The organism is Micromonospora eburnea (genome assembly GCF_900090225.1).
Taxonomy (GTDB): domain Bacteria; phylum Actinomycetota; class Actinomycetes; order Mycobacteriales; family Micromonosporaceae; genus Micromonospora; species Micromonospora eburnea.
Map to the genome: position 1 here is coordinate 5188870 of NZ_FMHY01000002.1, position 25692 is coordinate 5214561.

At 71.5% G+C, this 25692-nt stretch carries 22 protein-coding genes and 1 tRNA gene; 8 read left to right on the forward strand and 15 right to left on the reverse strand.

The window, feature by feature from the left end; all coding sequences use genetic code 11:
- Nucleotides 1-132: 132 nt before the first annotated feature.
- The gene (uvrB, locus tag GA0070604_RS22325) at nucleotides 133-2241 is read right to left on the reverse strand and encodes an excinuclease ABC subunit UvrB (protein ID WP_091127332.1); all 2109 of its coding nucleotides are present in this window, start codon (nucleotides 2239-2241) and stop codon (nucleotides 133-135) included.
- A 298-nt stretch (nucleotides 2242-2539) separates the two neighbouring features.
- Between uvrB and GA0070604_RS22330 the strand changes: the two genes are divergently transcribed.
- Entirely contained in the window at nucleotides 2540-4540 is a 2001-nt protein-coding gene (locus tag GA0070604_RS22330; RefSeq protein ID WP_091121927.1) for a hypothetical protein, read from the forward strand.
- A gap of 27 nt (nucleotides 4541-4567) precedes the next feature.
- Here GA0070604_RS22330 and coaE read toward each other — a convergent pair whose 3' ends face one another.
- Together coaE and rpsA are read right to left on the reverse strand one after the other, a co-directional pair.
- Complete coding sequence (gene coaE / locus GA0070604_RS22335) at nucleotides 4568-5746, reverse strand: dephospho-CoA kinase (protein ID WP_091127333.1); 1179 nt, start codon at nucleotides 5744-5746, stop codon at nucleotides 4568-4570.
- Between the two features lie 414 nt (nucleotides 5747-6160).
- Nucleotides 6161-7645, reverse strand: coding sequence for a 30S ribosomal protein S1 (gene rpsA, locus GA0070604_RS22340; RefSeq protein ID WP_091121930.1), 1485 nt, complete (start codon nucleotides 7643-7645; stop codon nucleotides 6161-6163).
- Nucleotides 7646-8000: 355 nt separating this feature from the next.
- Between rpsA and GA0070604_RS22345 the strand changes: the two genes are divergently transcribed.
- From GA0070604_RS22345 to GA0070604_RS22365, 5 genes are all read left to right on the forward strand, one after another.
- Nucleotides 8001-8807: a class I SAM-dependent methyltransferase gene (locus GA0070604_RS22345; RefSeq protein ID WP_091121931.1), complete on the forward strand. Its 807-nt coding sequence runs from the start codon at nucleotides 8001-8003 to the stop codon at nucleotides 8805-8807.
- Nucleotides 8808-8846: 39 nt separating this feature from the next.
- The gene (locus GA0070604_RS22350) at nucleotides 8847-9065 is read left to right on the forward strand and encodes a hypervirulence associated TUDOR domain-containing protein (protein WP_091121935.1); all 219 of its coding nucleotides are present in this window, start codon (nucleotides 8847-8849) and stop codon (nucleotides 9063-9065) included.
- Nucleotides 9052-9528 (forward strand): DUF3140 domain-containing protein, encoded by a 477-nt coding sequence (locus GA0070604_RS22355; RefSeq protein ID WP_091121938.1) that lies wholly within the window; start codon nucleotides 9052-9054, stop codon nucleotides 9526-9528. Before GA0070604_RS22350 ends, GA0070604_RS22355 begins: the two co-directional genes overlap by 14 nt.
- A gap of 44 nt (nucleotides 9529-9572) precedes the next feature.
- A complete protein-coding gene (locus tag GA0070604_RS22360; protein ID WP_091121942.1) occupies nucleotides 9573-10322 on the forward strand; it encodes an SDR family NAD(P)-dependent oxidoreductase in 750 nt (249 codons plus the stop codon).
- Between the two features lie 87 nt (nucleotides 10323-10409).
- Nucleotides 10410-10784 (forward strand): MerR family transcriptional regulator, encoded by a 375-nt coding sequence (locus tag GA0070604_RS22365; RefSeq protein WP_091121945.1) that lies wholly within the window; start codon nucleotides 10410-10412, stop codon nucleotides 10782-10784.
- 79 nt (nucleotides 10785-10863) lie between these two features.
- Here the strand turns inward: GA0070604_RS22365 and polA are convergent, their stop codons facing one another.
- The 11 genes from polA to GA0070604_RS22420 form a co-directional block, all read right to left on the reverse strand.
- Nucleotides 10864-13563 carry a DNA polymerase I gene (gene polA / locus GA0070604_RS22370; RefSeq protein WP_091121948.1) on the reverse strand — a complete coding sequence of 900 codons (2700 nt, stop codon included), beginning with the start codon at nucleotides 13561-13563 and terminating at the stop codon, nucleotides 10864-10866.
- Nucleotides 13564-13701: 138 nt separating this feature from the next.
- The gene (locus tag GA0070604_RS22375) at nucleotides 13702-14592 is read right to left on the reverse strand and encodes an amino acid ABC transporter ATP-binding protein (protein WP_091121951.1); all 891 of its coding nucleotides are present in this window, start codon (nucleotides 14590-14592) and stop codon (nucleotides 13702-13704) included.
- Nucleotides 14589-15572 (reverse strand): amino acid ABC transporter permease, encoded by a 984-nt coding sequence (locus tag GA0070604_RS22380; RefSeq protein ID WP_091121954.1) that lies wholly within the window; start codon nucleotides 15570-15572, stop codon nucleotides 14589-14591. Before GA0070604_RS22380 ends, GA0070604_RS22375 begins: the two co-directional genes overlap by 4 nt.
- A 6-nt stretch (nucleotides 15573-15578) precedes the next feature.
- Complete coding sequence (locus GA0070604_RS22385; RefSeq protein WP_091121957.1) at nucleotides 15579-16484, reverse strand: ABC transporter substrate-binding protein; 906 nt, start codon at nucleotides 16482-16484, stop codon at nucleotides 15579-15581.
- Between the two features lie 30 nt (nucleotides 16485-16514).
- Nucleotides 16515-17225 (reverse strand): ABC transporter ATP-binding protein, encoded by a 711-nt coding sequence (locus tag GA0070604_RS22390; RefSeq protein ID WP_091121961.1) that lies wholly within the window; start codon nucleotides 17223-17225, stop codon nucleotides 16515-16517.
- Entirely contained in the window at nucleotides 17215-17994 is a 780-nt protein-coding gene (locus tag GA0070604_RS22395) for an ABC transporter ATP-binding protein (protein ID WP_091127334.1), read from the reverse strand. The genes GA0070604_RS22390 and GA0070604_RS22395 overlap by 11 nt, the downstream gene beginning before the upstream one ends.
- Nucleotides 17995-18094: 100 nt before the next feature.
- Nucleotides 18095-19150: a branched-chain amino acid ABC transporter permease gene (locus tag GA0070604_RS22400; protein WP_208602334.1), complete on the reverse strand. Its 1056-nt coding sequence runs from the start codon at nucleotides 19148-19150 to the stop codon at nucleotides 18095-18097.
- 103 nt (nucleotides 19151-19253) lie between these two features.
- Nucleotides 19254-20204 carry a branched-chain amino acid ABC transporter permease gene (locus GA0070604_RS22405; protein WP_091121967.1) on the reverse strand — a complete coding sequence of 317 codons (951 nt, stop codon included), beginning with the start codon at nucleotides 20202-20204 and terminating at the stop codon, nucleotides 19254-19256.
- 107 nt (nucleotides 20205-20311) lie between these two features.
- Nucleotides 20312-21472: a branched-chain amino acid ABC transporter substrate-binding protein gene (locus GA0070604_RS22410; protein ID WP_091121970.1), complete on the reverse strand. Its 1161-nt coding sequence runs from the start codon at nucleotides 21470-21472 to the stop codon at nucleotides 20312-20314.
- A gap of 219 nt (nucleotides 21473-21691) precedes the next feature.
- Nucleotides 21692-22849 (reverse strand): hypothetical protein, encoded by a 1158-nt coding sequence (locus tag GA0070604_RS22415; protein ID WP_141721374.1) that lies wholly within the window; start codon nucleotides 22847-22849, stop codon nucleotides 21692-21694.
- Nucleotides 22850-22906: 57 nt separating this feature from the next.
- Nucleotides 22907-23527: an ANTAR domain-containing response regulator gene (locus GA0070604_RS22420; protein ID WP_091121977.1), complete on the reverse strand. Its 621-nt coding sequence runs from the start codon at nucleotides 23525-23527 to the stop codon at nucleotides 22907-22909.
- Nucleotides 23528-23609: 82 nt separating this feature from the next.
- Here GA0070604_RS22420 and GA0070604_RS22425 point away from each other — a divergent pair.
- Nucleotides 23610-23692 (forward strand) — tRNA-Leu (locus GA0070604_RS22425).
- 98 nt (nucleotides 23693-23790) lie between these two features.
- On the forward strand, nucleotides 23791-24474 hold the full coding sequence (locus GA0070604_RS22430) for a transcriptional regulator (protein ID WP_244162046.1): 684 nt from the start codon (nucleotides 23791-23793) through the stop codon (nucleotides 24472-24474).
- A 54-nt stretch (nucleotides 24475-24528) separates the two neighbouring features.
- Here GA0070604_RS22430 and GA0070604_RS22435 read toward each other — a convergent pair whose 3' ends face one another.
- Entirely contained in the window at nucleotides 24529-25686 is a 1158-nt protein-coding gene (locus GA0070604_RS22435; RefSeq protein WP_091121983.1) for a trans-sulfuration enzyme family protein, read from the reverse strand.
- Between the last annotated feature and the right edge of the window lie 6 nt (nucleotides 25687-25692).

Sequence of the window (25692 nt, forward strand, 5' to 3'; positions counted from 1 at the left end):
TTGATTGCGCAGTGCGATCGATGTGGCGGGGTCGACCGCCGGCCTCTCGGCACCTCGGCCACCGGGCTCCGGCGCGCACCCGTCGTAACCCCCGCTCGGCGGCCGGCCAGCCGGCCGCCCCGTCCCGTCCCGTCACTTCACACCGGCGGCGTCCATCCCGCGCAGTTCCTTCTTGAGGTCGGCGATCTCGTCGCGGATCCGGGCCGCCAGCTCGAACTGCAGCTCCCGCGCGGCGGCGAGCATCTGCTCGTTGAGCTCCTGGATGAGGTTGGCCAGGTCGGCCCGGGCCATCCCCTCCCGCGACGGGGTGGCGGCGCCGCCCCGTCCACGGCTGCGGGTCTCCTTGACCGGGGCCTTGCCCCGGGACAGCTGCCGAGCCGCCCCGCCGACCTGGGTGTTCTCGGTGTCCTCCGCCTCGCGGTAGATGTCGTCGAGGATGTCGTGGATCTTCTTGCGCAGCGGCTCGGGGCTGATCCCGTGCGCCTCGTTGTGCGCGATCTGCTTGGCCCGGCGCCGGTTGGTCTCGTCGATCGCGTCCGCCATCGACGGAGTGATCTTGTCGGCGTACATGTGGACCTGGCCGGAGACGTTACGGGCGGCCCGGCCGATGGTCTGGATCAGCGACCGGCCGCTGCGCAGGAAGCCCTCCTTGTCGGCGTCCAGGATCGCCACCAGGGAGACCTCGGGCAGGTCGAGGCCCTCCCGGAGCAGGTTGATGCCGACCAGCACGTCGTAGTCGCCCTTGCGCAGCTCGCGCAGCAGCTCCACCCGGCGCAGCGTGTCGACCTCGGAGTGCAGGTAGCGCACCCGGATGCCGTTCTCCAGGAGGTAGTCCGACAGGTCCTCGGCCATCTTCTTGGTCAGGGTGGTGACCAGCACCCGCTCGTCCCGCTCGGTACGCAGCTTGATCTCGTGCATCAGGTCGTCGATCTGCCCCTTGGTGGGCTTCACGACGACCTCCGGGTCGACCAGGCCGGTCGGGCGGATCACCTGCTCGACGAACTCACCCTGGGCCTGCTCCAGCTCCCATGGGCCGGGGGTGGCGGAGAGGAAGACCATCTGGCCGACCCGCTCCAGGTACTCGTCGAAGCGCAGCGGCCGGTTGTCGGCCGCGCTGGGCAGCCGGAAGCCGTGGTCGATCAGCATCCGCTTGCGGGAGGCGTCGCCCTCGTACATGCCGCCGATCTGCGGAATGGTCACGTGTGACTCGTCAACCACGGTGAGGAAGTCGTCGGGGAAGTAGTCGAGCAGGCAGTGCGGCGGGCTGCCGGGCAACCGGCCGTCGATGTGCATGGAGTAGTTCTCGATGCCGGAGCAGAAGCCGACCTGTCGCATCATCTCGATGTCGTACGTGGTGCGCATCCGCAGCCGCTGCGCCTCCAGCAGCTTGCCCTGCCGCTCCAGCTCGGCCAGCCGCTCGCCCAGCTCGGTCTCGATGTCGCGGATCGCCCGCTCCATCCGCTCCGGGCCGGCCGCGTAGTGCGTGGCCGGGAAGATCATCAACTGGTTGACCTCGCGGACCACGTCGCCGGTGAGCGGGTTGAGGTAGTAGAGCTTCTCGATCTCGTCACCGAAGAGCTCGATCCGGACGGCCAGCTCCTCGTACGCCGGAATGACCTCCAGCGTGTCGCCCCGGACCCGGAAGGTGCCCCGCTGGAACGCCATGTCGTTGCGGGTGTACTGGATGTCGACCAGCCGGCGCAGCAACTGGTCGCGGTCGAGTTCCTGCCCGACCGCGACCCGCACCGCGCGATCGAGATATTCCTCCGGGGTGCCCAGACCGTAGATCGCCGAGACGGTCGCCACCACGATGACGTCGCGCCGGGTGAGCAGCGACATGGTCGCCGAGTGCCGCAGCCGCTCGACCTCCTCGTTGATCGAGGAGTCCTTCTCGATGTAGGTGTCGGTCTGCGGAATGTACGCCTCGGGCTGGTAGTAGTCGTAGTAGGAGACGAAATACTCCACCGCGTTGTGCGGGAGCAGCTCGCCGAACTCCTTGGCGAGCTGGGCGGCGAGGGTCTTGTTGGGCGCGAGCACCAGGGTCGGCCGTTGCAACCGCTCGACCAGCCACGCCGTGGTGGCGCTCTTGCCGGTGCCGGTCGCGCCGAGCAGGACCGTGTTACGGTCGCCACGCCGCACGCGACGCTCCAGCTCGTCGATGGCTGCCGGCTGGTCACCGGCCGGCTGGAACTCGCTGACGACCTGGAAGCGGCCTTCGAGCCGGGGAATGTCGAGCGCCATGGCCTCAACGGTACGCCCGCGGTCCGACAGTTCCGGACGGAGCACCGCAGGTCCGAGACCTGCTTCGATATTCCCATTGTGTGCCCCATCTCGCCCGGCTACCCTGCTACCGTAGGCCGCTCGCGGCGGCCGTCCGGGCCGGTAGCCGCCCTTCCAGGGCCCGGCTGCCCCCGGCACGGGCGGTCGCAGCACCCGGGACGACCGGCGTGCGCACCGACGTGGTCGCGCTGAATGCGCAGACCGGCCGCCGCGAGCGCCACCACTCGTCACCCGATCCCCGCAGCCGCGTTCTCCATTCGTGGAGATCTCTCGCCGACGGCGGTTCTGGCGTGCCCCACCCGGCATCGGGCCGCTGTCCGCCGGGGGCACCCGTGCCGACCCGGCCGGCGCCTCGCCCGCGTGCCCGGCCACCACGCCACCGGCCCCTTCGGCCGCCGCGTCAACGCAGAGCCCGGCCACCGCCACGCCGGGCAGCCCGACCACCGAGGCCGCGGACCCGAGCACGCCACCCGAGAACCGGGACACCGCCTCGCCCACGAACCCGGCCACACCACCCGACAGCCGGGCCACCGCCGTGCCTGGCAGCCCCGCCGCGACAGAGCCCGCGAGTCCGCCCAGGCCATCCGAGAACCCCGACACCGCACCGCCCGCGAACCCGGCCACGCCATCCAAGAGCCGGGCCACGCCACCCGGGGGTCCGGCCGTCGCACCGCCCGAGGAGCCGGCGGCCACGGCACCGGCCCGTTCGGCCGGCGCCGCGCCACCCGAACCCGGTCGCGGCCGGCACCGGCGATACCGCCCCGGCACCGGGGCTCGGCCCTGGACCATTCAGGGCCAGCGGCGGGTCGATCGGGATACCGGCACAAGACCGGCCGAAACCCGTACCGATGCGGCGACGCCGGAGGACCACGACCCGGAGGACAGCGACGAGCCGCCCCGGCGGCGCGCCGCCCTCGTCGCGCTCGGGGTGACCGCCGTCGTCTCGGCGGCGGCCCTGATCGCCGGGCTGCCGGACTGGTCACCGCAGCCGGCCGGCCCCGCCCGGACGCTCACCGCGGCGGAGGCCGACCGGCTGGCGGCGATGCGGGTCACCAACCAACGGGACGTCCGCGCCGGGGTGCGCGTCACCATCGGCGCGGGCCGATCCGCCGCCGAGCTGGTGGGATGGGTCGACTGGGCCCGACCGCTGGTCTACCTGAGCGCGCGCGGGCCGGACCTGGGCACCGAGCCGGGTCTGGTCCAGGCCACCCGGTCGGCGGTGGTGGTCCGGCCCGACCCGGCCACGGCGTCCGCCCCGCCGCCGCTGGTGCCCCCGGCCGACCGCTGGCGGTTGCGGGAGCCGCCCGCCGGGCGCGGCGTGGCCGCCGTACGCGACCTGCTCCTCGGGCTGACCGCGGACCGCACCGACGCCACGCCCGGGGCGGCCCGCTGGGTGGGCCGGGACACCGTGGACGGCAGTCCTGTCGACATCCTCCAGACACCCCTGCCGGCATCCCCGGCCAGCCCCGCCACCGGCACGCCGGCCAACTCCGGCCCGGCCGGCGAGGCCGCGGCGGGCCGGTCGCTCCGCCTCTGGCTCGACCAGGACGCCCGGCTGCACCGGCTGCGGGGATGGCTGCCGGACGACACTCCGGTCACCGTCGACCTGGCCCGCAGCGACCGGCCCACGCTCCGCCCGGTGGACGCGCTCGGCGGCCCACCCGGACTACCCCGCGCACTCGCCGACGCCGAGGCGGACCGGCTCGCCCGGTTGCCCAGCCGGCTACGGGCCGCCGGGGGCGCCAAGCTGGCCCTGACCGCCCCGGTCGGGCCCGCCGCCAACCTGCGCGCCACCGGCTGGGTGAGCTGGGCCGCGGGCTCGGCGTACCTGGCCGTGGGCGAGGCCGACACCCCCGGGCGCCGGACCCTGCTGCGGTGGCACTCGGGGCGGGTGGCCCGGGTGGAGATGCCGGCGGACGGCGGTGCGGCGGAGGCTCCCGCCGCACCGCCGCTACCGCCACCGGCCGGGCTGGCCTGGCCGGCCGCCCGGCCGCCGGGCGACAACCTGGACCGGCTGTTGGAGACGGCGCTACGCCTCGGTGGGACCGCGGTGCCGGCCGGATCGGCGGTACGGCTACGCGGCGACCAGATTGCCGGCCGCGCCGTGGACGTCGTCGAGGTGCCGGCCGACCGGGCAGCCCTGCGCTACTGGATCGACCGGGACGGGGTGCTGCGCCGGCTGGAGCTGCCGGCCGGGGGTGTCTGGGCGCAGCTCGACCTCACCCCGGGCCGGGTGCCGGCGCTGCCCGTCGCCGCCTGACTTCTGCCGGCACGGCGCCGGGTCGGGTCAGGGCCGCCAGCCCGTCCGCGCGGCCCATTCCTCGGCGCGCAGGTGCTCCTCGTCGAACCAGGGCTCCTTGCCGGCGCCGTACGTGTCGCAGTCCGGGGCGGAGGCCGCCAGTTCCCGTTTCAGCCGCAGGTACGCGTCCCGCTGCCCCGGGTCGGCGCGCAGGTGGTCCCGCGTCAGCAGCGCGTACCGCCAGCCGGGCGAGCCGGCCTCCCGCAGGTGCAGGTACGCCGGGCGGGCCGGGTCGGCGCTGCCGTGCAACCGTTTCTCCCACCGAGCGCCGCCCGGCGGGCGCGGGTTGTCCCACCAGTCGCCGGACAGTCGCGGGAACCCGGCGTCGGCGAGCCGCTCGGCGAGCGGACCATCCGCCTCCGCCAGCGACGGCACGGTGAGTTGGATGTCGATGACGTCCTTCGCGGCCAGCCCGGGCACGGCGGTGGAACCGATGTGGTCCACGCGCGGGTCGGAGCCGACCGCGTGCCGGATCCGGGCGGCCAGCCGGGCGTACTGCCGGGGCCAGGTCGGGTCGGGTTCGGTGAGCACCGCCCGCTCCGGCCGGACCGCCCGGTGCTCGCGGACGTTGCGCTCATAGGGCAGCAGGCGGTCACGCCAGAGCGCGTCCACCGCCGCGTGCAGCTCGTCCCGGGTGCCATCGTTGGTGAGCAGCACGTCGGCTGCCGCATCGCGGCGCGCGTCGTCGGCCTGTGCGGCGATGCGCCGCTCGGCCTCCGCGCGGTCCATGCCGCGGTCGCGCGCCAGCCGCTCCACCCGGGTACGCATCGCCGTCCGCACCACGACCACCAGGTGGTACGTCGGCGCGAGCCCCACCTCGACCAGCAGCGGCACGTCGTTGACCACGATCGCGTCCGCGGGCGCGGCGGCGGCCAGCTCCACGGTCCGCGCCCGGACCCGGGGATGGGTGATCGCCTCCAACCGGCGGCGGGCCGCCTCGTCGGCGAAGACGACAGAGCCCAGCGCCGCCCGGTCGAGGGCGCCGTGCGGGTCGAGAACCCGTTCGGAGAAGGCGGCGACGATCTCGGCCAGCCCCTCGCTGCCCGGGGCGACCACCTCACGGGCGATCCGGTCCGCGTCGATGACCACCGCACCGAGCGCGGCCAGCCGGCTCGCCACCGCGCTCTTGCCGGACCCGATGCCCCCGGTCAATCCCACCATCAGCACCGGACCAGTCAACAGGATCACCGGCCGCCCGCCAAACCGGCGGCCGCGCGGGCCGGCGCGCCGCGCGGTCGGGCCGCTGGCGTGCCGCGCGGGCACATCCGGGGTGGACCGTCCGTCACGACCGACTCCGGTGTGCGACAACTCGCTGCCGTTCGGCGAACCGGGACACCCCGGCCTGCCGTACACCGAGTCGATCGAGGGCTGGCGCGGTACGCCGGCGGCGGCGTACCGCGACCGCAGACACGCGAGAGCCCCGCCCCCGGCGACCCGGTGAACCGGATCGCGGGGACGGGGCTCTTCGTCGTTCAGCGGCTACCCCAGGTCACGGCCTGCGGCCGCGCTGGAGTTGTCGTCCGACGGCGGCTCCAGGTCGCGGCGCGACGACAGACGTGCCGCGCTGGAGCCGTCGCAGGATCACTTACCGCCGGCGAGCTTCTCCCGCAGCGCGGCGAGCGCCTCGTCGGTGGCCAGGGTGCCCGCCGGCTCCTCGGCCTGCCGGCTCGGGGCCGAGGTCGAGGTGGTGGCGCCGGAGACGGCCGGAGCCGGGTTGGCAGCGGCCTCGGCGTCGGCGGCCCGGGAGGTCTGCACCTGCTTGGTGTGGGCCTCCCAGCGCTGACGCGCCTCGGCGTACTGCTGCTCCCACGCCTCGCGCTGCTTCTCGTAGCCCTCGAGCCACTCGCCCGTCTCCGGGTCGAAGCCCTCCGGGTAGATGTAGTTGCCCTGCTCGTCGTAGGTCGCGGCCATGCCGTAGAGGGTCGGGTCGAAGTGCTCCTCGCCCTCGACGAAGCCCTCGTTGGCCTGCTTGAGCGACAGCGAGATCCGGCGACGCTCCAGGTCGATGTCGATGACCTTGACCATGACCTCGGAGCCGACCTGGACGACCTGCTCCGGGATCTCCACGTGGCGCTCGGCCAGCTCGGAGATGTGGACCAGGCCCTCGATGCCGTCGTCCACCCGGACGAAGGCGCCGAACGGCACCAGCTTGGTGACCTTACCCGGCACGATCTGCTGGATCGCGTGGGTGCGGGCGAACTGACGCCACGGATCCTCCTGGGTCGCCTTCAGCGACAGCGAGACCCGCTCGCGGTCCAGGTCGACGTCCAGGACCTCGACCTCGACCTCCTGGCCGACCTCGACGACCTCGGACGGGTGGTCGATGTGCTTCCAGGACAGCTCGGAGACGTGCACCAGGCCGTCCACGCCGCCCAGGTCGACGAACGCGCCGAAGTTGACGATCGAGGACACGACGCCCTTGCGGACCTGGCCCTTCTGCAGCTTGTTGAGGAACTCGGTGCGCACCTCGGACTGCGTCTGCTCCAGCCAGGCCCGGCGGGACAGGACCACGTTGTTGCGGTTCTTGTCCAGCTCGATGATCTTGGCCTCGAGCTCGCGCCCGACGTACGGCTGCAGGTCGCGCACCCGCCGCATCTCCACCAGCGAGGCGGGCAGGAAGCCGCGCAGGCCGATGTCGAGGATGAGACCACCCTTGACGACCTCGATGACCGAGCCGCGGACGACGCCGTCCTCGTCCTTGATCTTCTCGATCGTGCCCCAGGCCCGCTCGTACTGCGCCCGCTTCTTGGAGAGGATCAGGCGACCCTCCTTGTCCTCCTTCTGGAGGACGAGGGCCTCGATGTGGTCACCGACCGAAACCACCTCGGCCGGGTCCACGTCGTGCTTGATCGACAGCTCCCGAGAGGGGATCACGCCCTCGGTCTTGTAGCCGATGTCGAGCAGGACCTCGTCCCGATCGACCTTGACGACGGTGCCTTCGACAATGTCGCCGTCGTTGAAGTACTTGATGGTCTCGTCGATCGCGGCGAGGAAAGCTTCCTCGGAGCCGAGGTCGTCGACGGTGACCTTGTTGGCGCTCGAGGTGGCCTCGATGCTGCTCGTCATGTGGGCGGTTGCTCCGGTCGGATGGGTTGTCACAGCAGGCGTGGCGTCGCGGTGACCTGTCCGCGCCAGCGGATCCGTCGCCGGGCACACCGAACGATCCAACCTGAGAAGATCATTAGTGGCTCCGGTGACCGCGCACCTGCTCCCTGCCGAGGCACACGATCCGCGAGCGCATCGTCTAGCCTACCCGCTGCATTACCACAGCGTGCAAGCCCTCCCGGGTCCTCACCGACCGCGTCAGCTGCGAAAGCGGAGATTTCGCGCGGTAAGGTGCCGTGCCTGTCTCGTCCGTCACATCTTTCCCACCCGACACACCGCGGACGGCGGCGTGCCGGGCTGCGGCTAACTTGAGCGGGTGGATGACGACAGGGTGACCCGGCGCCGGGTGGGCGCCACCGAGGTCCGCCGGGCCAACCGCGGCTGGTGGGACGCCGACGCCGACGACTACCAGGCCGAGCACGGGGCGTTCCTGGGCGAGGTGGACTTCGTCTGGTGCCCCGAGGGGCTGCGCGAGGCCGACGCCCGGCTGCTCGGCGAGGTGACCGGCCGCCGGATCCTCGAACTCGGCTCCGGAGCGGCGGCCGCCGCCCGTTGGCTGGCCGGCCAGGGTGCCCGGCCCGTCGCCCTGGACCTCTCCGCCGGCATGCTGCGGCACGCCACGGCCGCCGCCGCCCGCACCGGCGTACGCGTGCCCCTGGTGCAGGCCGACGCGCTCGCCCTGCCCTTCGCCGACGCCGCCTTCGACACCGTCTGCACGGCGTTCGGCGCGATCCCGTTCGTGGACGACTCGGCGGCGGTGATGCGGGAGGTGGCCCGGGTGCTGCGTCCCGGGGGCCGCTGGGTCTTCTCGGTCACCCACCCGATGCGCTGGATCTTCCTCGACGACCCGGGCCAGGGCGGCCTCACCGCGGTGCACTCGTACTTCGACCGCTCCCCCTATGTCGAGCAGGACGAGCACGGGGTGGCCACGTACGTCGAGCAGCACCGCACCCTCGGCGACCGGGTCCGCGAACTGGTCGGCGCCGGGTTCCGGCTGCTGGACCTGGTGGAGCCGGAGTGGCCGGAGGGACACGAGGAGATCTGGGGGCAGTGGAGCCCGCTGCGCGGCCGGCTCTTCCCCGGCACCGCCATCTTCGTCGCGGAGAAGCCGGCCCACGGGTAACCGTCGTTTCCGCTCGCCGGCCCCGGGTACGCCGAGAGCATGGCCGAGAAGGAGTTCCGCGAGGGCGACCACGTCTCCTGGGCCAGCCACAGCGGCCGGGCCCACGGCGTGGTCAAGGAGAAGTTGGTCGACCGCACACACGTACGCGGGCACACGGTGAACGCCTCGCCGGAGCACCCGCAGTACCGCATCCGCAACGACGACTCGGGGCGCGACGTCGCCCACCGGCCCGAGGTGTTGCGCCATGAGCCGGGCTGAGGACGGCCGGGACACCTACCGCGAGTTCACCGAGGCGGTGAACATGACCCCCGGTGAGCTGCGGAAGTGGCTGGAAACGGACGAGTCGCAGCGCGTCGGCTGGCGCAAGGGCGGCAAGGGCGGCGAGTCGGTCGGCCACGAGTCCGGCCGAAAGATCGTCGAACTGCTGCGCCGCCGGCGTGACCAGCTCTCCGAGGCCGACTACCGGCACATGCGCAAGGTCGTCGGGTACGTCCGGCGGCACATGGCCCAGCGGCCCAGCGGCGACGTACGCGCGACCCGGTGGCGGTACTCCCTGATGAACTGGGGCCACGACCCGGTCAAGGCCCCACTCCCGCCGCCCGGCGGCCAGTCCCGCAGGGCCCTGGAGCGGCACGGCACCCCGCCGACCGAGCGCCGGGGACCGGGCCGCGGACCGGCGCCCCGCCGGTCGAGCACCCGGAGCCAACCACGCGCACGCTGACGGCTTGACCCTGCCGTTGACGGCAGGGTCGGACCATCGGCGGCATGAACGATGCGCAACGCAGAGTCGTCGTCGTCACCGGCGCGGGCACCGGCATCGGCCGGGCCACCGCCCGCGCCTTCAGCGCCGACGGCGCCCACGTCCTGGCGGTCGGCCGCCGCACCGGGCCGCTGGCCGAGACCGCCGCCGGCCATCCGCTGATCACCCCGCTCGCCGCCGACGTCACCGCCGCCGACGCGCCGGGCCGGCTGGTCGACGCGGCACTCGACCGGTACGGCCGGCTGGACGTGCTGATCAACAACGCGGGAATCGCCGGGGACGCGGCCCTCGCCGAGTTCGACGAGGCGGCCGCCCGGCGGCAGCTCGACACCAACCTGCTCGCCCCGATCCGGCTGGCCCACGCCGCGCTGACCGCGCTGGCCGAAACCCGAGGGGTGATCGTCAACGTCACCACCTCCATCGGCCAGCGCGCCTGGCCCGGCTCCGCCGTCTACGCGGCCGGCAAGGCCGCCCTCGACTCGCTGACCCGCAGTTGGGCGGTGGAGCTGGCCCCGCAGGGCATCCGGGTGGTCTCGGTGGCCCCGGGGGCGATCGACACGCCCATCGGTGAACACCTGGGCCGGTCCCCGGAGCAGCTCGCGGCGGTACGCCGCTGGCAGCTCGCGCGCACCCCCCTGGGCCGGATAGGCCGGCCCGAGGACGTAGCGTGGGCGATCCGGCAGCTCTGTGATCCGGCGGCGGGCTTCGTCACCGGGGTGGTGCTGCCGGTGGACGGCGGCGCGGTGGTCGGCTGACCGGTTCGGTGTCGCCGAAGGCGACATCTCGCCATCGCGGGCCGGTGGCGCCGCGTCGACCACGGCGACGGTACGGAGGACGAGCACGTGCGGATCGGCGAGCTGGCCGGGGTGACCGGGTGCACTCCCCGCGCCCTGCGGCACTACGAGGAGCAGGGCCTGATCTCCTCGGAGCGGGCGGCGAACGGCTACCGCGAGTACGACGAGGCGATGGTCGTCCGGGTCCGCAACATCCGGCATCTGCTCGGCGCCGGGCTGACCCTCGAGGACGTCCGGTACTTCCTGCCCTGTCTGGACGGTGACGTGGCCGCGGCCACGCCCTCCCCCGACGGCCTCCGGGTCGCCCGGGAGCGGCTGGCCGCCCTCGACGCCCGGATCGCCGCACAGGTGGCCGTCCGGGACCGCCTCGCCGCCGCCCTACGCGACGCGGCAGCCGCCCTCCCATCCGGCACCTTCCGCTGATCATGAGGTTGGCGGCGATGTGGATCTCCGCCGCCGCCGTCAACCTCATGATCGACCGGGCGGGCCGGGGGTGCAGGGTTCAGTGGCCGGCGCTGTTCCAGTCGCGGCCGTCGCCGACGGACACCTCCAGCGGCACCGAGAGCGGGTACGCCTCCCCCATCTCCTTGCGGACCAGGGCCTCCAGGGCCTCCCGCTCGCCCGCGGCGACCTCGAAGACCAGTTCGTCGTGCACCTGGAGCAGCATCCGGGAGCGCAGCCCGGACTCGCGCAGCGCGGTGTCGACGTGCAGCATGGCGACCTTGATGATGTCGGCCGCCGAGCCCTGGATCGGGGCGTTGAGCGCCATCCGCTCGGCCATCTCCCGGCGCTGCCGGTTGTCGCTGACCAGGTCGGGCAGGTAACGGCGGCGGCCCAGGATGGTGGAGGTGTAGCCGTCCTGCCGGGCCCGGGCCACCACCTCGTGCAGGTAGTCGCGGACCCCGCCGAAGCCGGCGAAGTAGTTCTCCATCAGCCCGCGGGCCTCCTCGGCGCTGATCCCGAGCTGCTGGGAGAGCCCGAACGCGCTCAGCCCGTACGCCAGGCCGTAGTTCATCGCCTTGATCTTGCGGCGCTGGTCGGCGGTGACCTGGTCGATCGGGACGGCGAAGACCGAGGAGGCGGTGGCGGCGTGGAAGTCGTGCCCGGAGTTGAACGCCTCGATCAGCGCGTCATCCGACGACAGGTGCGCCATGATCCGCATCTCGATCTGGCTGTAGTCGGCGGTGAGCAGGCAGTCGTAGTCCTCGCCGACCACGAAGGCCCGGCGGATCCGGCGCCCCTCCTCCGTGCGGATGGGGATGTTCTGCAGGTTGGGCTCGGTCGAGGAGAGCCGGCCGGTGGCCGCCACGGTCTGGTTGAACGTGGTGTGGATCCGGCCGTCGTCGGAGACCGACTTGAGCAGCCCGTCGACGGTCGACTTGAGCTTGGCCACGTCCCGGTGGCGCAGCAGGTGCGCCAGCACCGGGTGCGGCTGCTGCGCGTAGAGCCACTGGAGGGCGTCGGCGTCGGTGGTGTAGCCAGTCTTGATCTTCTTGGTCTTGGGCAGGCCCAGCTCGCCGAAGAGGATCTCCTGGAGCTGCTTGGGCGAGCCGAGGTTGAACTCCCGCCCGATCTCCGCGTACGCGCCCTGCGCGGCGGCCTTCACCTCGGCGGCGAAGTGCGCCTCCAGCTCCGACAGGTAGTCGGTGTCGGCGGCGATCCCGGTGCGCTCCATGTTGGCCAGCACCCGCATCAGCGGCAGCTCCACGCCGGCCATCAGCCGGGCGGACTGCTCGCCGTCACGGGACAACTCGGCGTCGATCGCGTCGGCCAGGTCGAGGGTGGCCCGGGCCTGGAGCATCAGGTTCTGCTCGGCCTCGCCGTCGTTGCCCAGCCCCTCCAGGGTGAGCTGGCCGGTCTCCGGCACGTCGACCCGCAGCTCCCGGTGCAGATAACGCAGCGCCAGGTCGGTGAGGTCGTACGACCGCTGGTCGGGGCGGGCCAGGTAGGCGGCGATCTGGGTGTCCCGGGAGATGCCCCGCAGATCCCAACCGTGCGCGGCGAACGCCAGCACCGCCGGCTTGCTGTCGTGCAGCACCTTGGGGCGCTCACCGTCGGCCAGCCAGCCGGCCAGGGCGGACTCGTCGGCCGCGTCGAGGATGGCCGGGTCGAACCAGGCGGCCGCACCCCCGGCCGTGGCCAGGGCCATCCCGGTGACCGACGCCGTGTGCCGCCGGTTGGGGCCGGTGTCGAGCTTGACCGCGACGCCGACCGGCGTGCCGGCCGGGGCGTGGGTCTCCAGCCAGCCGGCGAGGCCGCCGGGCTCGGTGAGCACCTGCCCGGCCAGCTCGAAGCCGGCCTCGGCCTCCGGCTCCACCGCATCGAGGTACTGGTAGAGCCGGTCCCGCAGGATGCGGAACTGGAGGGTGTCGAAGACCTGGTGCACGGCCTCCCGGTCCCAGCCCTGCCAGCGGGCGTCCTCCGGACGCACCGGCAGCTCCAGGTCGGTCACCAGGCAGTTGAGCTCGTAGTTGCGGATCACCCGGGAGAGCTGGGCGCGCAGGTTGTCGCCGGCCTTGCCCTTGATCTCGTCGGCATGGGCGATGATGCCGTCCACCCCGCCGTACAGGTTGATCCACTTGGCGGCGGTCTTCGGGCCGACGTTGTCGACGCCGGAGAGGTTGTCGCTGTCCTCGCCGACGAGGGCAGCCAGGTGACGGTAGCGGTCCGGGGTGACGCCATGCTTCGCCTCGACCGCCGCCGGGTCCATCCGGGCCAGGTCAGAGACGCCCTTGCGCGGGTAGAGCACCGTGATCCGGTCGTCGACCAGCTGGAGCGCGTCCTTGTCGCCACTGCTGATCAGCACCTCCATGCCCTGGTCGCGGGCCTGGCAGGCGAGGGTGGCGATGACGTCGTCGGCCTCGTAACCCTCCTTCTCCACCACCGGGACACGCAGCGCGGCCAGGACCTCCTTGATCAGGCTCACCTGACCCTTGAAGTCGACCGGGGTCTCCTTGCGGCCGGCCTTGTACTCGGCGTATTTCTCCGTGCGGAAGGAGCGGCGGGAGACGTCGAAGGCGACCACGATGTGGGTGGGCTGCTCGTCGCGGAGCACGTTGATCAGCATCGAGGTGAAGCCGTAGACGGCGTTGGTCGGCTGCCCCGTTGTGGTGGAGAAGTTCTCCACCGGCAGGGCGTGGAACGCCCGGTATGCCATGGAGTGTCCGTCGACGAGGAGCAGGCGCGGCGTCGTAGCTGTCACGGCAGCGACTCTAGTCCGTACCGCCGACAAGCCCGGCCCGCGGCACGGCCGATCGGCCGCGACCTGCCCCGGATCGACGTGAATGTCCCGTTCCGCGGGTCCGGTGCGGCGACGGACGCCGCACCGGACCCCACCGGGTCACAGCACCTTGGCCAGGAACGCCTTGGTGCGGTCGTGGCGCGGGTTCGCGATCACCTCGCGCGGGTTGCCCTGCTCGACGACCACACCACCGTCCATGAAGACCAGGTGGTCGCCGACCTCCCGGGCGAAGCCGATCTCGTGGGTCACCACGATCATCGTCATGCCGTCCCGGGCGAGATCCTTCATCACCTCCAGCACCTCACCGACCAGCTCCGGGTCGAGTGCGCTGGTCGGCTCGTCGAAGAGCATCAGCTTCGGCTGCATGGCCAGGGCCCGGGCGATCGCCACCCGCTGCTGCTGGCCACCGGAGAGCTGGCCGGGGTAGTTGTTGACCTTGTCGGCCAGCCCCACCCGGGCCAACAGCGCCAGCGCCCGCTCGCGGACCTCGTCCTTCGCCTTGCGGGCCTGCTTCTTCGACGCCTGGACCGGCTCCGCCGGCTCCTGGGGCTGCTCCTTCGGTTCCTCGGGCTTCGCCTTCGGCTTCCGCACCCGCAGCGGGGCCTCCATGACGTTGGCCAGCGCGGTCATGTGCGGGAAGAGGTTGAACCGCTGGAACACCATGCCGATCGCCTGGCGCTGCGCGGCCACCTCCTTGTCCCGCAGCTCGTGCAGCTTGCCGCCGCGCTCCCGGTAGCCGATCAGGTCGCCGTCCACCCAGATCCGGCCGGCGTTGATCTTCTCGAGGTGGTTGATGCAGCGCAGGAACGTCGACTTGCCGGAGCCGGAGGGCCCCAGCAGGCAGCACACCTCGCCGGCGCGGACCTCCAGGTCGATGCCCTTGAGCACCTCCAGGGGCCCGAACGACTTGTGCACCTGCTCGGCCCGGACCATCAGGCCCGACTCCGCCGCCGGCGCCGCGGCCTGGGTGGGAACGATCAGCTCGGTCATGACGGATCCACCACCCCCGCGTTGCCTCCGGCTTCGGCCGTCATCCCACGCAGCCGCATCCGAGCCCGCCCGCTCGTGCCGTATCCCTTGCTGAAGTGCCGCTCCAGGAAGTACTGGCCGACCAGCAGAATGCTGGTCAGAAAGAGGTACCAGAAGACGGCCGCGACGTACATCGGGAAGATCTGGAACGTCCGCTTGCCCACCGCGTCGAGCTGGAAGAACAACTCCATGCTGTACGGCACCGCCATCAGCAGCGAGGTGTCCTTCAGCATCGCGATGGTCTCGTTGCCGGTCGGCGGGATGATCACGCGCATCGCCTGCGGCAGCACGATCCGCCGCAGGATCTGGCTCCGGCTCATACCCAGCGCCGAGGCCGCCTCACTCTGCCCCTCGTCCACCGACTGGATGCCGGCCCGCACGATCTCCGCCATGTAGCCCGCCTCCGACAGCGCCAGCCCGAGCAGGCCCGCCACGAAGCCGGTCAGCACGTCCCGGGAGGTGAACCCGAAGACCCGCAGCTCCAGGTTGTCGATCCCGAAGAGCTGGCCGATCTGGGTGTCGAAGGGCACGCCGAACTCGACCCGGCTCCACAGGATGCCGAGGTTGCCGAAGACGGCCAGCAGCACCAGTCGCGGCACCGCCCGGAACACCCAGGTGTAGAGCCAGGCGACCACCCGCAGGATCGGGTTGGTCGAGAGCCGCATGATCGCCACCACGATGCCCAGGGACACCCCGAGCAGCATCGCGCAGACGGTCATCAACACCGTGCCACGCAGCAGGCCCTCGATGACCGGCGGCCGGAACATGTGGTCGACCATGAACGACCACTGGAACTGGTCGTTCGTGACCAGCAGGTGTACGAACATCGCCGCCAGCACCGCCAGCACCGCGATGGCGACCCAACGGCCGGGGTGCCGTACGGGCACGGCCTGGATCGGCTCCGGCCGCGCCCGTACGGTTGTCGATTCCTCGGTTGTCATGACGCGTTACGGGTTGACCGCGGGGTCCGTGATCGCGCCGTCGCCGACCTGCCACTTGTCCAGGATGGCCTTGTACGTGCCATCCTCGATCAGCGCCTTCGTCGCGTCCCGGACGGCCTCGGCGAACGCGACCTGGTCCTTGGCCACCACGTAGCCGTACGGCGCCGCCTCGTACATCTTGTCGAGCAGCTCCAGCACGCCGTTGGACTGGGTCACCGCGTACACCCCGACCGGGTAGTCGGCGAGCATCGCGTCGTCCTTGCCGGAGGCGACGGCGGCGGTCGCCGCGTCCTGGCCGGGGAACTGCTCGATGGTGATCGCCGGCTTGCCGGCGTCGGTGCAGGCCTTCGACCGCTTCTCGATGTCCTCGACCTGGACCGTGTCCTTCTGCACCGCGATCTTCTTGCCGCAGGCGTTGTCGATCGAGACGCCGGCCGGGTTGCCCTTCTTGGTCGCCCACTGGGTGCCGACCTGGTAGTAGCTGACCATGTTGGCCTGGGCCTTGCGCTCGTCATTGATGGTGAACGACGAGACGCCGACCTCGTACTTGCCCGAGCCGACGCCGGTGATGATGGCGCCGAAGTCCGCGGAGACGAACTCCGCCTTCAGCCCCAGCTTCGCGGCGACCGCGGTGAACAGTTCGATGTCGAACCCGATGGCGGTCTTGCCGTCATTGTCGAGGAACTCGGCCGGGGCGTACGACGTGTCGCTGCCGACCACGATCTTGCCGTCGGCCTTGATGGCGTCCGGCACCTTCGCGGCCAGCCCCGAGTCCGCCGACGCGGTCACCGAGGGGCCGCCACCGGGCTGGTCGGAACTCTCCTTCTCGCCGCACGCGGCGAGGGAGAGCAACAGGACGGCCGCACCGGCGGCACCCATCGCCGCCCGCCGGCCACCATTGAGGTTGCGCATGGTTCAAACTCCTTTGAGGGGGATCGCCGGTCAGGCCACGCCGAGGTAGGCCTCTTTGACCGACGGGTCGTGCAGCAGCTCGGCGCCGGTGCCGCTCTTGACGATCCGTCCGGTCTCCAGAACGTACGCCCGGTGCGCCCGGGACAGCGCCTGCTGGGCGTTCTGCTCCACCAGCAGGATCGTGGTGCCCTGCTGGTTGATCTCGGTGATGATGGCGAAGATCTGCTGGATCATCATCGGCGCGAGACCCATCGACGGCTCGTCGAGCAGCAGCAACTTCGGCCGGCTCATCAGGGCCCGGCCGACGGCGAGCATCTGCTGCTCACCGCCGGACATGGTGCCCCCGGCCTGCTTGCGCCGCTCCAGCAACCGGGGGAAGAGCTCGTACACCTTCTCCATGTCGCTGGCGATGCCCGCCCGGTCGCGCCGGGTGTAGGCGCCCATCTCCAGGTTCTCCTGCACCGTCATGCCGGGGAACACGCCCCGGCCCTCCGGCGACTGCGAGATGCCACGTACGACCCGCAGGTCGGCACGCAGCTTGGTGATGTCCTCACCGGCGAACCGGATCCGGCCGGCGGACACCGGCCGCAGCCCGGAGATCGCCCGCATGGTGGTCGTCTTGCCCGCGCCGTTGGCGCCGATCAGCGCGACGACCTCACCCTCGTCAACGGTCAGCGAGATCCCGTGCAGCGCTTGGATGCGCCCGTAGAGCAGGCTGACGTCGTCCATCTCAAGCAGCATCGTCAGGAACCCCCAGGTAGGCCGCGATCACCCGGGGATCGTCCCGCACCTCGGCGGGCAGCCCCTCGGCGATCTTCTTGCCGAACTCCAGCACCACGATCCGGTCGGTGACTCCCATGACCAGGCGCATGTCGTGCTCGATCAGGAGCACCGTCACGCCGGTGTCCCGGATCCGCTGGATCAGCGCGAGCAGCTCCTCCTTCTCCGCCGGGTTGAACCCGGCGGCCGGCTCGTCCAGGCAGAGCAGGGTCGGCTTCGTCGCCAGCGCGCGGGCGATCTCCAACCGGCGCTGCTCGCCGTACGACAGGTTGCGGGCCAGGTCCCCGGCGCGCCGTCGGATGCCGACGAAATCCAGCAGCTCGTAGGCCAACTCGCGGCCCTCGCGCTCCTCCCGCCAGTGCCGGGGCAGGCGCAACAGCGCCGAGACCACGCTGGCGCGGTGGTGCGCGTCGGCGCCGACCAGCACGTTCTCCAGCGCCGTCATCTCCGGGAACAGCCGCACGTTCTGGAAGGTGCGCGCGATGCCGGCCTTGGTGATGGCGAACTTCTTCTTGCCCACCAGGGACTGGCCCTGGAACCGGATCTGCCCCGAGGTGGGACGGTAGACCCCGGTGATGGCGTTGAAGCAGGTCGTCTTGCCGGCCCCGTTCGGGCCGATCAGCCCGAGGATCTCACCCTTGCGGATCTCGAACGAGACCCCGTCGAGGGCGAGTACGCCACCGAATCGCAGGGACACGTCCGAGACCTCGAGCAGGGCCTCCGGTTCCACGGTGGACGTGCTGGCCTCGCTCGACGTGCGCTGCGCCGGAGCGGTCGTCCCGGCGGTCCTCGACCCGGTGCTCTCCGGGCCGGTGGCCGGCGTACCGACGTCACTCACCGACGGTCACCTCCTTCTCACGGTCCTTGAGCTCCTGCGTCCGTCTGCGGTTTGGAATGAGACCCTGCGGCCGGAAGATCATGACCAGGATCAGGATCAGGCCGAAGAACATGAACCGGTATTCGTAGGCATCCTGGCCGGCGATGCTGAGACCGCGCAGCCGCTCCGGCAGGTAGGCGATCAGCGCGCCACCGACGATCACGCCGGCGATGTTGCCCGAGCCGCCCAGCACCACCCCGGCCAGCACCAGGATCGAGAAGAACAGGTCGAAGTTCCGCGAGTTGATGAAGCCCTGCTGCCCGGCGAACATCACCCCGGACAGCGACCCGATCGCCGCCCCGACGGCGAACGCCCAGAGCTTGAAACGGAAGGTCGGCACGCCCATCGCCTCGGCCGCCTCCTCGTCCTCCCGGACGGCCACCCAGGCCCGGCCGACCCGGCTGCGGTCCAGGTTCCGCACCGCGAAGATCACAATGATGATCAGGCTCAGCCCGAGCCAGTAGTACGGCCGGGCGTCGATCACGCCGAACAGCGGCATGCCGTCGGACTTCTGGCCCGGCGGGTGCGGGATCTCGCCGAAGCCACGCTGCCCGCGCAGCTCCGGCTTGGCGGTCGCGAACACCCGGATGATCTCGGCGAAGCCCAGGGTGACGATGGCCAGGTAGTCGCCGCGCAGCCGCAGCGTGGGCCAGCCCAGCAGCACACCGGAGATCATGACGACCACGACGGCCACCGGCACGGTGGGCAGCCAGCCCCACTTCGTCCCCAGGACGCTGTCCGGCGAGGAGAGCAGCGCCGTGGTGTACGCGCCGAGCGCGAAGAAGCCCACGTAGCCCAGGTCGAGCAGGCCGGCCTTGCCGACGACCACGTTGAGGCCGAGGGCGAGCAGCACGTAGTACGAGACCGTGAACAGGGTGGTGGGCCAGTCGGACTCGGTGGTCGCGATGCCCGGAATGGCCATGTTGGGCAGCAGGTAGAAGAAGCCCGCCACCAGGATCAGGACCACCCAGCGCGCCGGTCCGGGCAGCGCCCGCCACCGGTCACCCAGGACACCCGTCCCGGAGCGGAGGCGTTCCAGCACAGTACTCACGCCGCCACCTCACGATTCTCGGCGCCGGCACGCGGCACCATGCGCCCGATGATTCGCTCGCTCATGCCCGGGCCCTCCCCAGCGACTCGCCGAGCAGGCCGGTCGGGCGGAACAGCAGGATCAGGATGAGCACCACGAACGCCACGACCGCCGTCCACTGCGTACCCAACAGCCCGGAACCCCAGCCCTCCAGCACCCCGAGCAGCAGGCCGCCGAGCAGCGCGCCGCGCAGGTTGCCGATACCGCCGAGCACCGCCGCCGCGAAGGCCTTGATGCCCAGGTCGAAGCCGGCGAAGAAGTGCGTGCCGGTGATCTTGATGTTGTACATCAGCGCCGCGGCGCCGGCCATGATCCCGCCGAGCAGGAAGACCAGGGAGATCACCCGGTCCTTGTTGACCCCCATCAACGCGGCCGTGTTCGGGTCCTGGGCGATCGCCCGGACACCGCGGCCGAGCCGGGTGCGGTTGATGAACACGTCCAGGGCGAGCATCAGGACGATTGCCAGCAGGACGAGGAACACCTGAAGGTTGGTGATCGTCGTCCCGGCGATGGTGAACAGTTCCTTCTGCCGGATCAGCGGCGGCGCGCCCCACGGCTTACGCCGGGTGGCGATGCCGACCGCCTCGGACATCACCACCGAGGCGCCGATCGCGGTGATCAGGAAGGTCAGCACGGGAGCGTTGCGCTTGCGCAGCGGCCGGTAGGCCACCCGCTCCAGCACGACCGCGGTGACGCCCGAGGTCAGACAGGCCGCCACCAAGCCGACCAGCAGGTAGAGCAGCAGCGGGCCGAACGCCGGCACGGGCGAGTTCTGGTCCAGGCCCAGCCAGCTCCAGGCGAGGATCGCCCCGAACGTGCCGACCATGAAGACCTCGGAGTGGGCAAAGTTGATCAGGCGCAGCACGCCGTAGACCATGGTGTAGCCGAGCGCGAAGAGCGCGTAGATGGCCCCCTGGGCCAAGCCTTGGACGCTCAGGTCACCAAAATTGGAGAACAACTGGTCGAAATTCACATCGGTCTCCGAACGAGATCGGACAGCGGACGCGGCCGGGAGGAAGCTCCCGGCCGCGCCATCCGTCAGCTGGCGGACCGCCCCTCACGCGACGATCCGGCCCCCAATCACTGCGTCTTGATCTCCTGGTCAGCAACGATCTCGCCGCCGGACACCTTGTACGCCCAGATCTTCAGGTACTGCGGGTCGAGCTCACCCTTGTCGGTGAACTTGTAGGTGTTGGCCACACCCTCGTAGGTGACACCGTTGACGTAGTTGAGCATCTTCTCCTTGGTGGTGTTGCCCTCGTCGATGCCCTTGAGGAAGATGCCCGCGATGTCGAACGCGATGTCGCTGTACGTACCGGCCTCCTGGCCCCACTTCGCCTTGTAGCTCTCGGCGAAGTTGCCCTTGGCCTCCGAGGCCGGCTGGCACGGGCAGGTCAGGATGGTGCCCTCGGCCTGCTCCTTACCGGCGGTCTCGATGTAGGCCGGGTCCTTGACACCGTCGGCCGCGACCAGCGTCGCGGTCACACCGGCGGCCCGCATCTGCTTCACCAGCAGACCGGCCTCCTGGTAGTAGCCACCGTAGAAGACCGCCGTCGCACCGCTGGCCTTGATCTTGGTGATAACCGGGTTGAAGTCCTTGGTGACGTTGCGGTCGACCTTGTCGTCGCCGACCTTCGCCGCGCCCAGGGCACCCCGGACCGCGTCCGCCAGACCCGCGCCGTACGCGCTCTGGTCGTCGATGACGTAGACCTTCTCCGCCTTCAGCACATCCTTGATGTACGCGGCCGCCGCAGGGCCCTGCGAGGCGTCGTTACCCAGACCCCGGTGGAAGATCTTCCAGCCCTTGTCCCCCAGGCTGGTACGGGTGGCGGACGGCGAGATGATCGGCAGCTTCGCCTCCTCCCAGATCGGGCCGGAAGCCTCGGTCTCACCGGAGAAGGCCGGGCCGATCACGCCGACGACCTTGCTGTCCTTGACCACCTCACGGGCGAGACCAGCAGCCTGCTTCTCGTCGCCCTGGGAGTCCTTCTCCACCAGCTCGACCTTGCAGTCGGCGTGCTTCTCGTTGTACTGCTCCACGGCCAGCTTGGCGCCGTCCTTGATGTTGATACCAAGGTTGGCGGCGTCACCGGTCAGCGCCCCGAAGAAAGTGATCTTGAGGCCGCACTTGCTGTCGGACCCAGAGCCACCACCGTCGCTGCTGCTACAAGCCGACATGCCCACCACAAGAGCGCCGGCGAGAGCGACCCCGCCGATAACCCGCACGAGCTTCTGCCTCAAGGCACGAACCCCTTCTCCCTCACCGCGGTCGAGTCGCACCACCGCCGACTTCTAGCTGGCGCGGACGTGACGAACCTAACCACGTTCCCAGTCTGGGGCGGGACGTTATCCCACCGGCGAACGACACGGATAGACCTGTGCGTGTGGGTTGACCTAACCGTTACACGACGTGCCCGATCGACCGGGAACGCTGTAAGAACCGGTCAAGGGTGGCGCTCGTCACGCCGCCCCGACCGGCAACGATGTGATCCAGGCCCCAACGGAACCGTCACCGCCGAAGATCGCGAGCAGCCGCCCGTGCTGGACCGCCAGCGCCGCCCGCGCGCCCCCCGACACCGGCGGCACCACCTCCCGCCAGGACCCACCCCGGTCCGGCGACCACCACAACCGGCACCCGCCACCCCGCGCCACGACCGCCCACAACTCGACACCGACCGCGGCGAACCCCCGCACCACCGGCGCCCCGGCCGAATCCGCGGCCCCGAACCGAGCCCCGGCCGACCACTCACCACCCGACCAGCGCCACGCCCGGAAACCGTCCCCGGAACGCCCCACCGCCACCGGACCGCCCCCGGCCCACGCCACCCGCTGCAACTCCGCCGCACCGTCCGGCGACGGCAGCGCCACCCGCCGCCAGTCCCGCCCATCACCCGAGCGCCACACCGAGCCGACCGGATCCAACCGACCCCGCCCGGTCACCGAACCGACCGCCCACCAGTCGCCGGCACCCGCCAGCACGTCGTACACCGCCGCGCCCGCCACGTCCGCATCCCCCGCCGCCGCCGGATGCCGCCGGAACCGGCGCCCGTCCGCGCTCGACCAGGACCCCGGAGCGTGTTCACCGCCGCCCACCACCAGCCAGCCACCGGGACCGCCACCCGCCAGCCGGGCCACGTCGCCGTCCGGCACCCCGCCGGACAGGTCACCCGACGAACTCGCCTCGACCAGCGGGCCACCATCCGGCCGGATCCACGCGCTCACCCGGGGGTTGCCGTGCGCGCCCCCGGCACGGGCGCCGAGCGCGGCCAGCCGGCCACCGTGGCAGGTGGCCGCGAAGAGGACATCCTGACGGCCGTAGTAGGACGCGGCGGCCACCGAAACAGTCCGCCAGGACAGGCCGTCGTCACTCGTCCACGCCGCCGGCCGCGTCCCGCCCGCCGCGTCGGCGACGGCACCCACCACGAACCAGCGACCCGCACAGGCGGCAGCATCGCCCAGGACCAGCCGACCAGGGGCACCGGGCGGCACGGGCAGGGTCACCGGCCGCCAGGCGGGGCGGATCGGCTCGGGGGCGGCCCCGGCGGGCGCGCCCTCCCGACAGCCGGCGGCCAACACGACGACCAGTCCCAGCACCGCCAGCACACGCCGTCCACGCATGACGGCGATCGTATCGATCGGTGCCGAACTACGGCAGTCGGCGCCGGCCGGGCCCGGTCAGGAGGTCGGCTGCGCCACCTCGCCGCCGGCGGTCTCGGCGAGGATCCGCTCGGCGACCTCCTTCATGGTCATCCGGTGGTCCATCGCCGTGCGCTGGATCCACTTGAACGCCTGCGGCTCGGTCATCCCGTACGTGGTCATCAGCGCGCCCTTGGCCCGCTCGACGGTCTTGCGGATCTCCAGCCGGTCAGTGAGGCCGGCGACCTCCGCCTCCAGCGCGGTGATCTCGGAGTAGCGGGACAGCGCGATCTCCACCGCCGGGACCAGGTCGCTCTTCTGGAACGGCTTGACCAGGTACGCCATCGCGCCGGCCGCCCGGGCCCGCTCCACCAGGTCACGCTGGCTGAACGCGGTCAGGATGATCACCGGGGCGATCCGCGCGCCGGCGATCCGCTCGGCGGCGGCGAGCCCGTCCATGATCGGCATCTTGATGTCGAGGATGACCAGGTCCGGCTTGAGCTCCTCGGCGAGCTTCACGGCGGTCTCGCCGTCACCGGCCTCGCCGACCACCTCGTAGCCCTCCTCGGCCAGCATCTCGGCCAGGTCCAGCCGGATGAGCGCCTCGTCCTCGGCGATCAGTACGCGCCTGCGCTCGGCATCCGTCTGCGTCTCCGCCACGAGCCTCTCCCACCATCGATCCTCGGCACAGTCACCACCCATGCTCCCGTACGAGCGTAGTCGGGTACAGTAAGCGGCACTCGCCGGGATGGTGGAACGGAATACACGGAAGTCTCAAACACTTCTGCCCGAAAGGGCTTGCGGGTTCGAATCCCGCTCCCGGCACTTCTGTCGTACGGGTGTTCGATGATGTCGTCGTGCACCCTCCCGAAATGCGGGCGCGCGCCCGCGCTCTTCGCGCTCGGGGCCACAACATCCAGTCGGTGGCCCGCACCCTTTCCCTGCCCTACGCCACCGTCTGGCACTGGTGCGTCGACCGACCAGAACCGGTCGTGCTCGGCAGCGCGGTGCGATGCTTCCGCTGCCGCCCCGATCAGGAAAGTCCGCTCGATCAGGCCGCCTACGCCTACCTGCTCGGCCTTTATCTCGGAGACGGGCATCTGGTCACGACCGACAAGGTGCCGGTGCTCCGCATCTACTGCTCCGACACCTGGCCCAACCTGATCGATCTGTGCGACACCGCCATGCGCGCCGTCCTCGCCAACGAGGTCCAGCGGATCCAGAAGCGCGGCTGCGTGGCCGTGCAGAGCACCGCCCGCCACTGGCCTTGTCTCATTCCTCAACACGGGCCGGGCAAGAAGCACGAGCGCGACATCGTCCTCACTCCCTGGCAGTGGGAGATCCTGACACCACACGCGGGCGACTTCCTGCGCGGTCTGTTCCACTCCGACGGTTGCCGGTTCAGCAACCGGGTCACCGTCCGCGGTAAGCAGTACGTCTATCCGCGCTACATGTTCACCAACGAATCCGCCGACATCATGGGCCTCTGCCAGTGGGCGCTCGACCTGCTCGGCGTCGCCTGGAAGATGAACCGCCGCAACTCGCTCTCCATCGCGCGGCGGGACGCGGTCGCCGCGCTCGACCGCCACGTCGGCCCGAAGTCCTGACGCCGGGCCGCGCCCGGGCCCACGACGGGACACCCGGGACGCGGCTGGAACGGGTCAGATCGCGGCGAGCGCCTGCGCCAGGTCGGCCCGCAGGTCCTCCGGGTCCTCCAGGCCGACGGAGAGTCGCAGCAGGCCCCCGACCGGCTTGGCGTCGTCCTCGACGGGCCGGTGGGTGAGCGAGGCGGGGTGCTGGATGAGGGTGTCGATCCCGCCGAGCGACACGGCGTGGGTGATCAGCCGGCAGGCGCCGGCGACGGTGGCCGCGGCGGGGGTGCCGCCGGGTACCTCGAAGGCGAGCAGGCTGCCGGTGCCGGACAGTTGGCGGCCGACCAGCCCGGCCGGGTCGTGCAGGGAGGGGTGGTGGACCCGTGTGACGGTGGGGTGGCCGGCGAGCCAGCCGGCGAGTTTCTCGGCGCCGGCCTGCTGGGCGCGGACCCGTAGCGGCAGGGTTTGCAGGCCGCGGTGCAGCAGGTACGCGCCGAGCGGGTGCAGGATCGCGCCGGTGACGGCGCGGACCTGGCGCAGCCGGGTGGCCCAGTCGGCGTCGCAGGCGACGGCGCCGGCGAGGACGTCGCCGTGGCCGCCGATGCTCTTGGTGGCGCTGTGCAGCACGAGGGCGGCGCCGTGCCGGGCGGGCTGTTGGAGCACGGGGGTGGCGACGGTGTTGTCGACGAGCAGCGGGACATCGCCGGCGGCGGTGGCGAGGGCGGCGATGTCGACGAGGTCGAGGGTGGGGTTGGCCGGGGTCTCGACGACGACCAGCGCGGTGTCGGGGCGGATCGCGGCGGCGACCTCGTCGGGGCGGGCCCAGGTGACCTCGGTGCCGAGCAGGCCGGTGGCGAGCACGTGGTCGGTGCCGCCGTAGAGGGGGCGGACGGCGACGACGTGCCGCTTTCCGTCGCGGGTGGCGGCGAGCAGGGTGGCGGTGAGGGCGGCCATGCCGCTGGCGAAGGCGACGGCCTCGGCGGTGCCTTCGAGGGTGGCGAGGGCGGTCTCGAAGCGGGCGACGGTGGGGTTCCAGAGGCGCTGGTAGACGGCGCTGCCGCCGGGCGGGAGGGTGCCGCCGGTGGCGAGGGTCTCGTAGTCGTCGCCGCCGCCGGCGACGGACGGCAGGGGGTTGGTGGTGGAGAGGTCGATGGGCGGGACGTGGACGCCGAGCCCGGCGAGATCGTCGCGCCCGGCGTGCACGGCTGTGGTGTCCACGGCGGTCATGGCCCG

Coding starts and splice junctions, on each gene's coding strand:
- GA0070604_RS22435 (WP_091121983.1), bottom strand. CDS start 25,686: ATGACCGCCGTGGACACCACAGCCGTGCACGCCGGGCGCGACGATCTC.
- rpsA (WP_091121930.1), bottom strand. CDS start 7,645: ATGACGAGCAGCATCGAGGCCACCTCGAGCGCCAACAAGGTCACCGTC.
- GA0070604_RS22385 (WP_091121957.1), bottom strand. CDS start 16,484: ATGCGCAACCTCAATGGTGGCCGGCGGGCGGCGATGGGTGCCGCCGGT.
- GA0070604_RS22380 (WP_091121954.1), bottom strand. CDS start 15,572: ATGACAACCGAGGAATCGACAACCGTACGGGCGCGGCCGGAGCCGATC.
- GA0070604_RS22350 (WP_091121935.1), top strand. CDS start 8,847: ATGGCCGAGAAGGAGTTCCGCGAGGGCGACCACGTCTCCTGGGCCAGC.
- GA0070604_RS22360 (WP_091121942.1), top strand. CDS start 9,573: ATGAACGATGCGCAACGCAGAGTCGTCGTCGTCACCGGCGCGGGCACC.
- GA0070604_RS22355 (WP_091121938.1), top strand. CDS start 9,052: ATGAGCCGGGCTGAGGACGGCCGGGACACCTACCGCGAGTTCACCGAG.
- GA0070604_RS22415 (WP_141721374.1), bottom strand. CDS start 22,849: ATGCGTGGACGGCGTGTGCTGGCGGTGCTGGGACTGGTCGTCGTGTTG.
- uvrB (WP_091127332.1), bottom strand. CDS start 2,241: ATGGCGCTCGACATTCCCCGGCTCGAAGGCCGCTTCCAGGTCGTCAGC.
- GA0070604_RS22375 (WP_091121951.1), bottom strand. CDS start 14,592: ATGACCGAGCTGATCGTTCCCACCCAGGCCGCGGCGCCGGCGGCGGAG.
- GA0070604_RS22390 (WP_091121961.1), bottom strand. CDS start 17,225: ATGCTGCTTGAGATGGACGACGTCAGCCTGCTCTACGGGCGCATCCAA.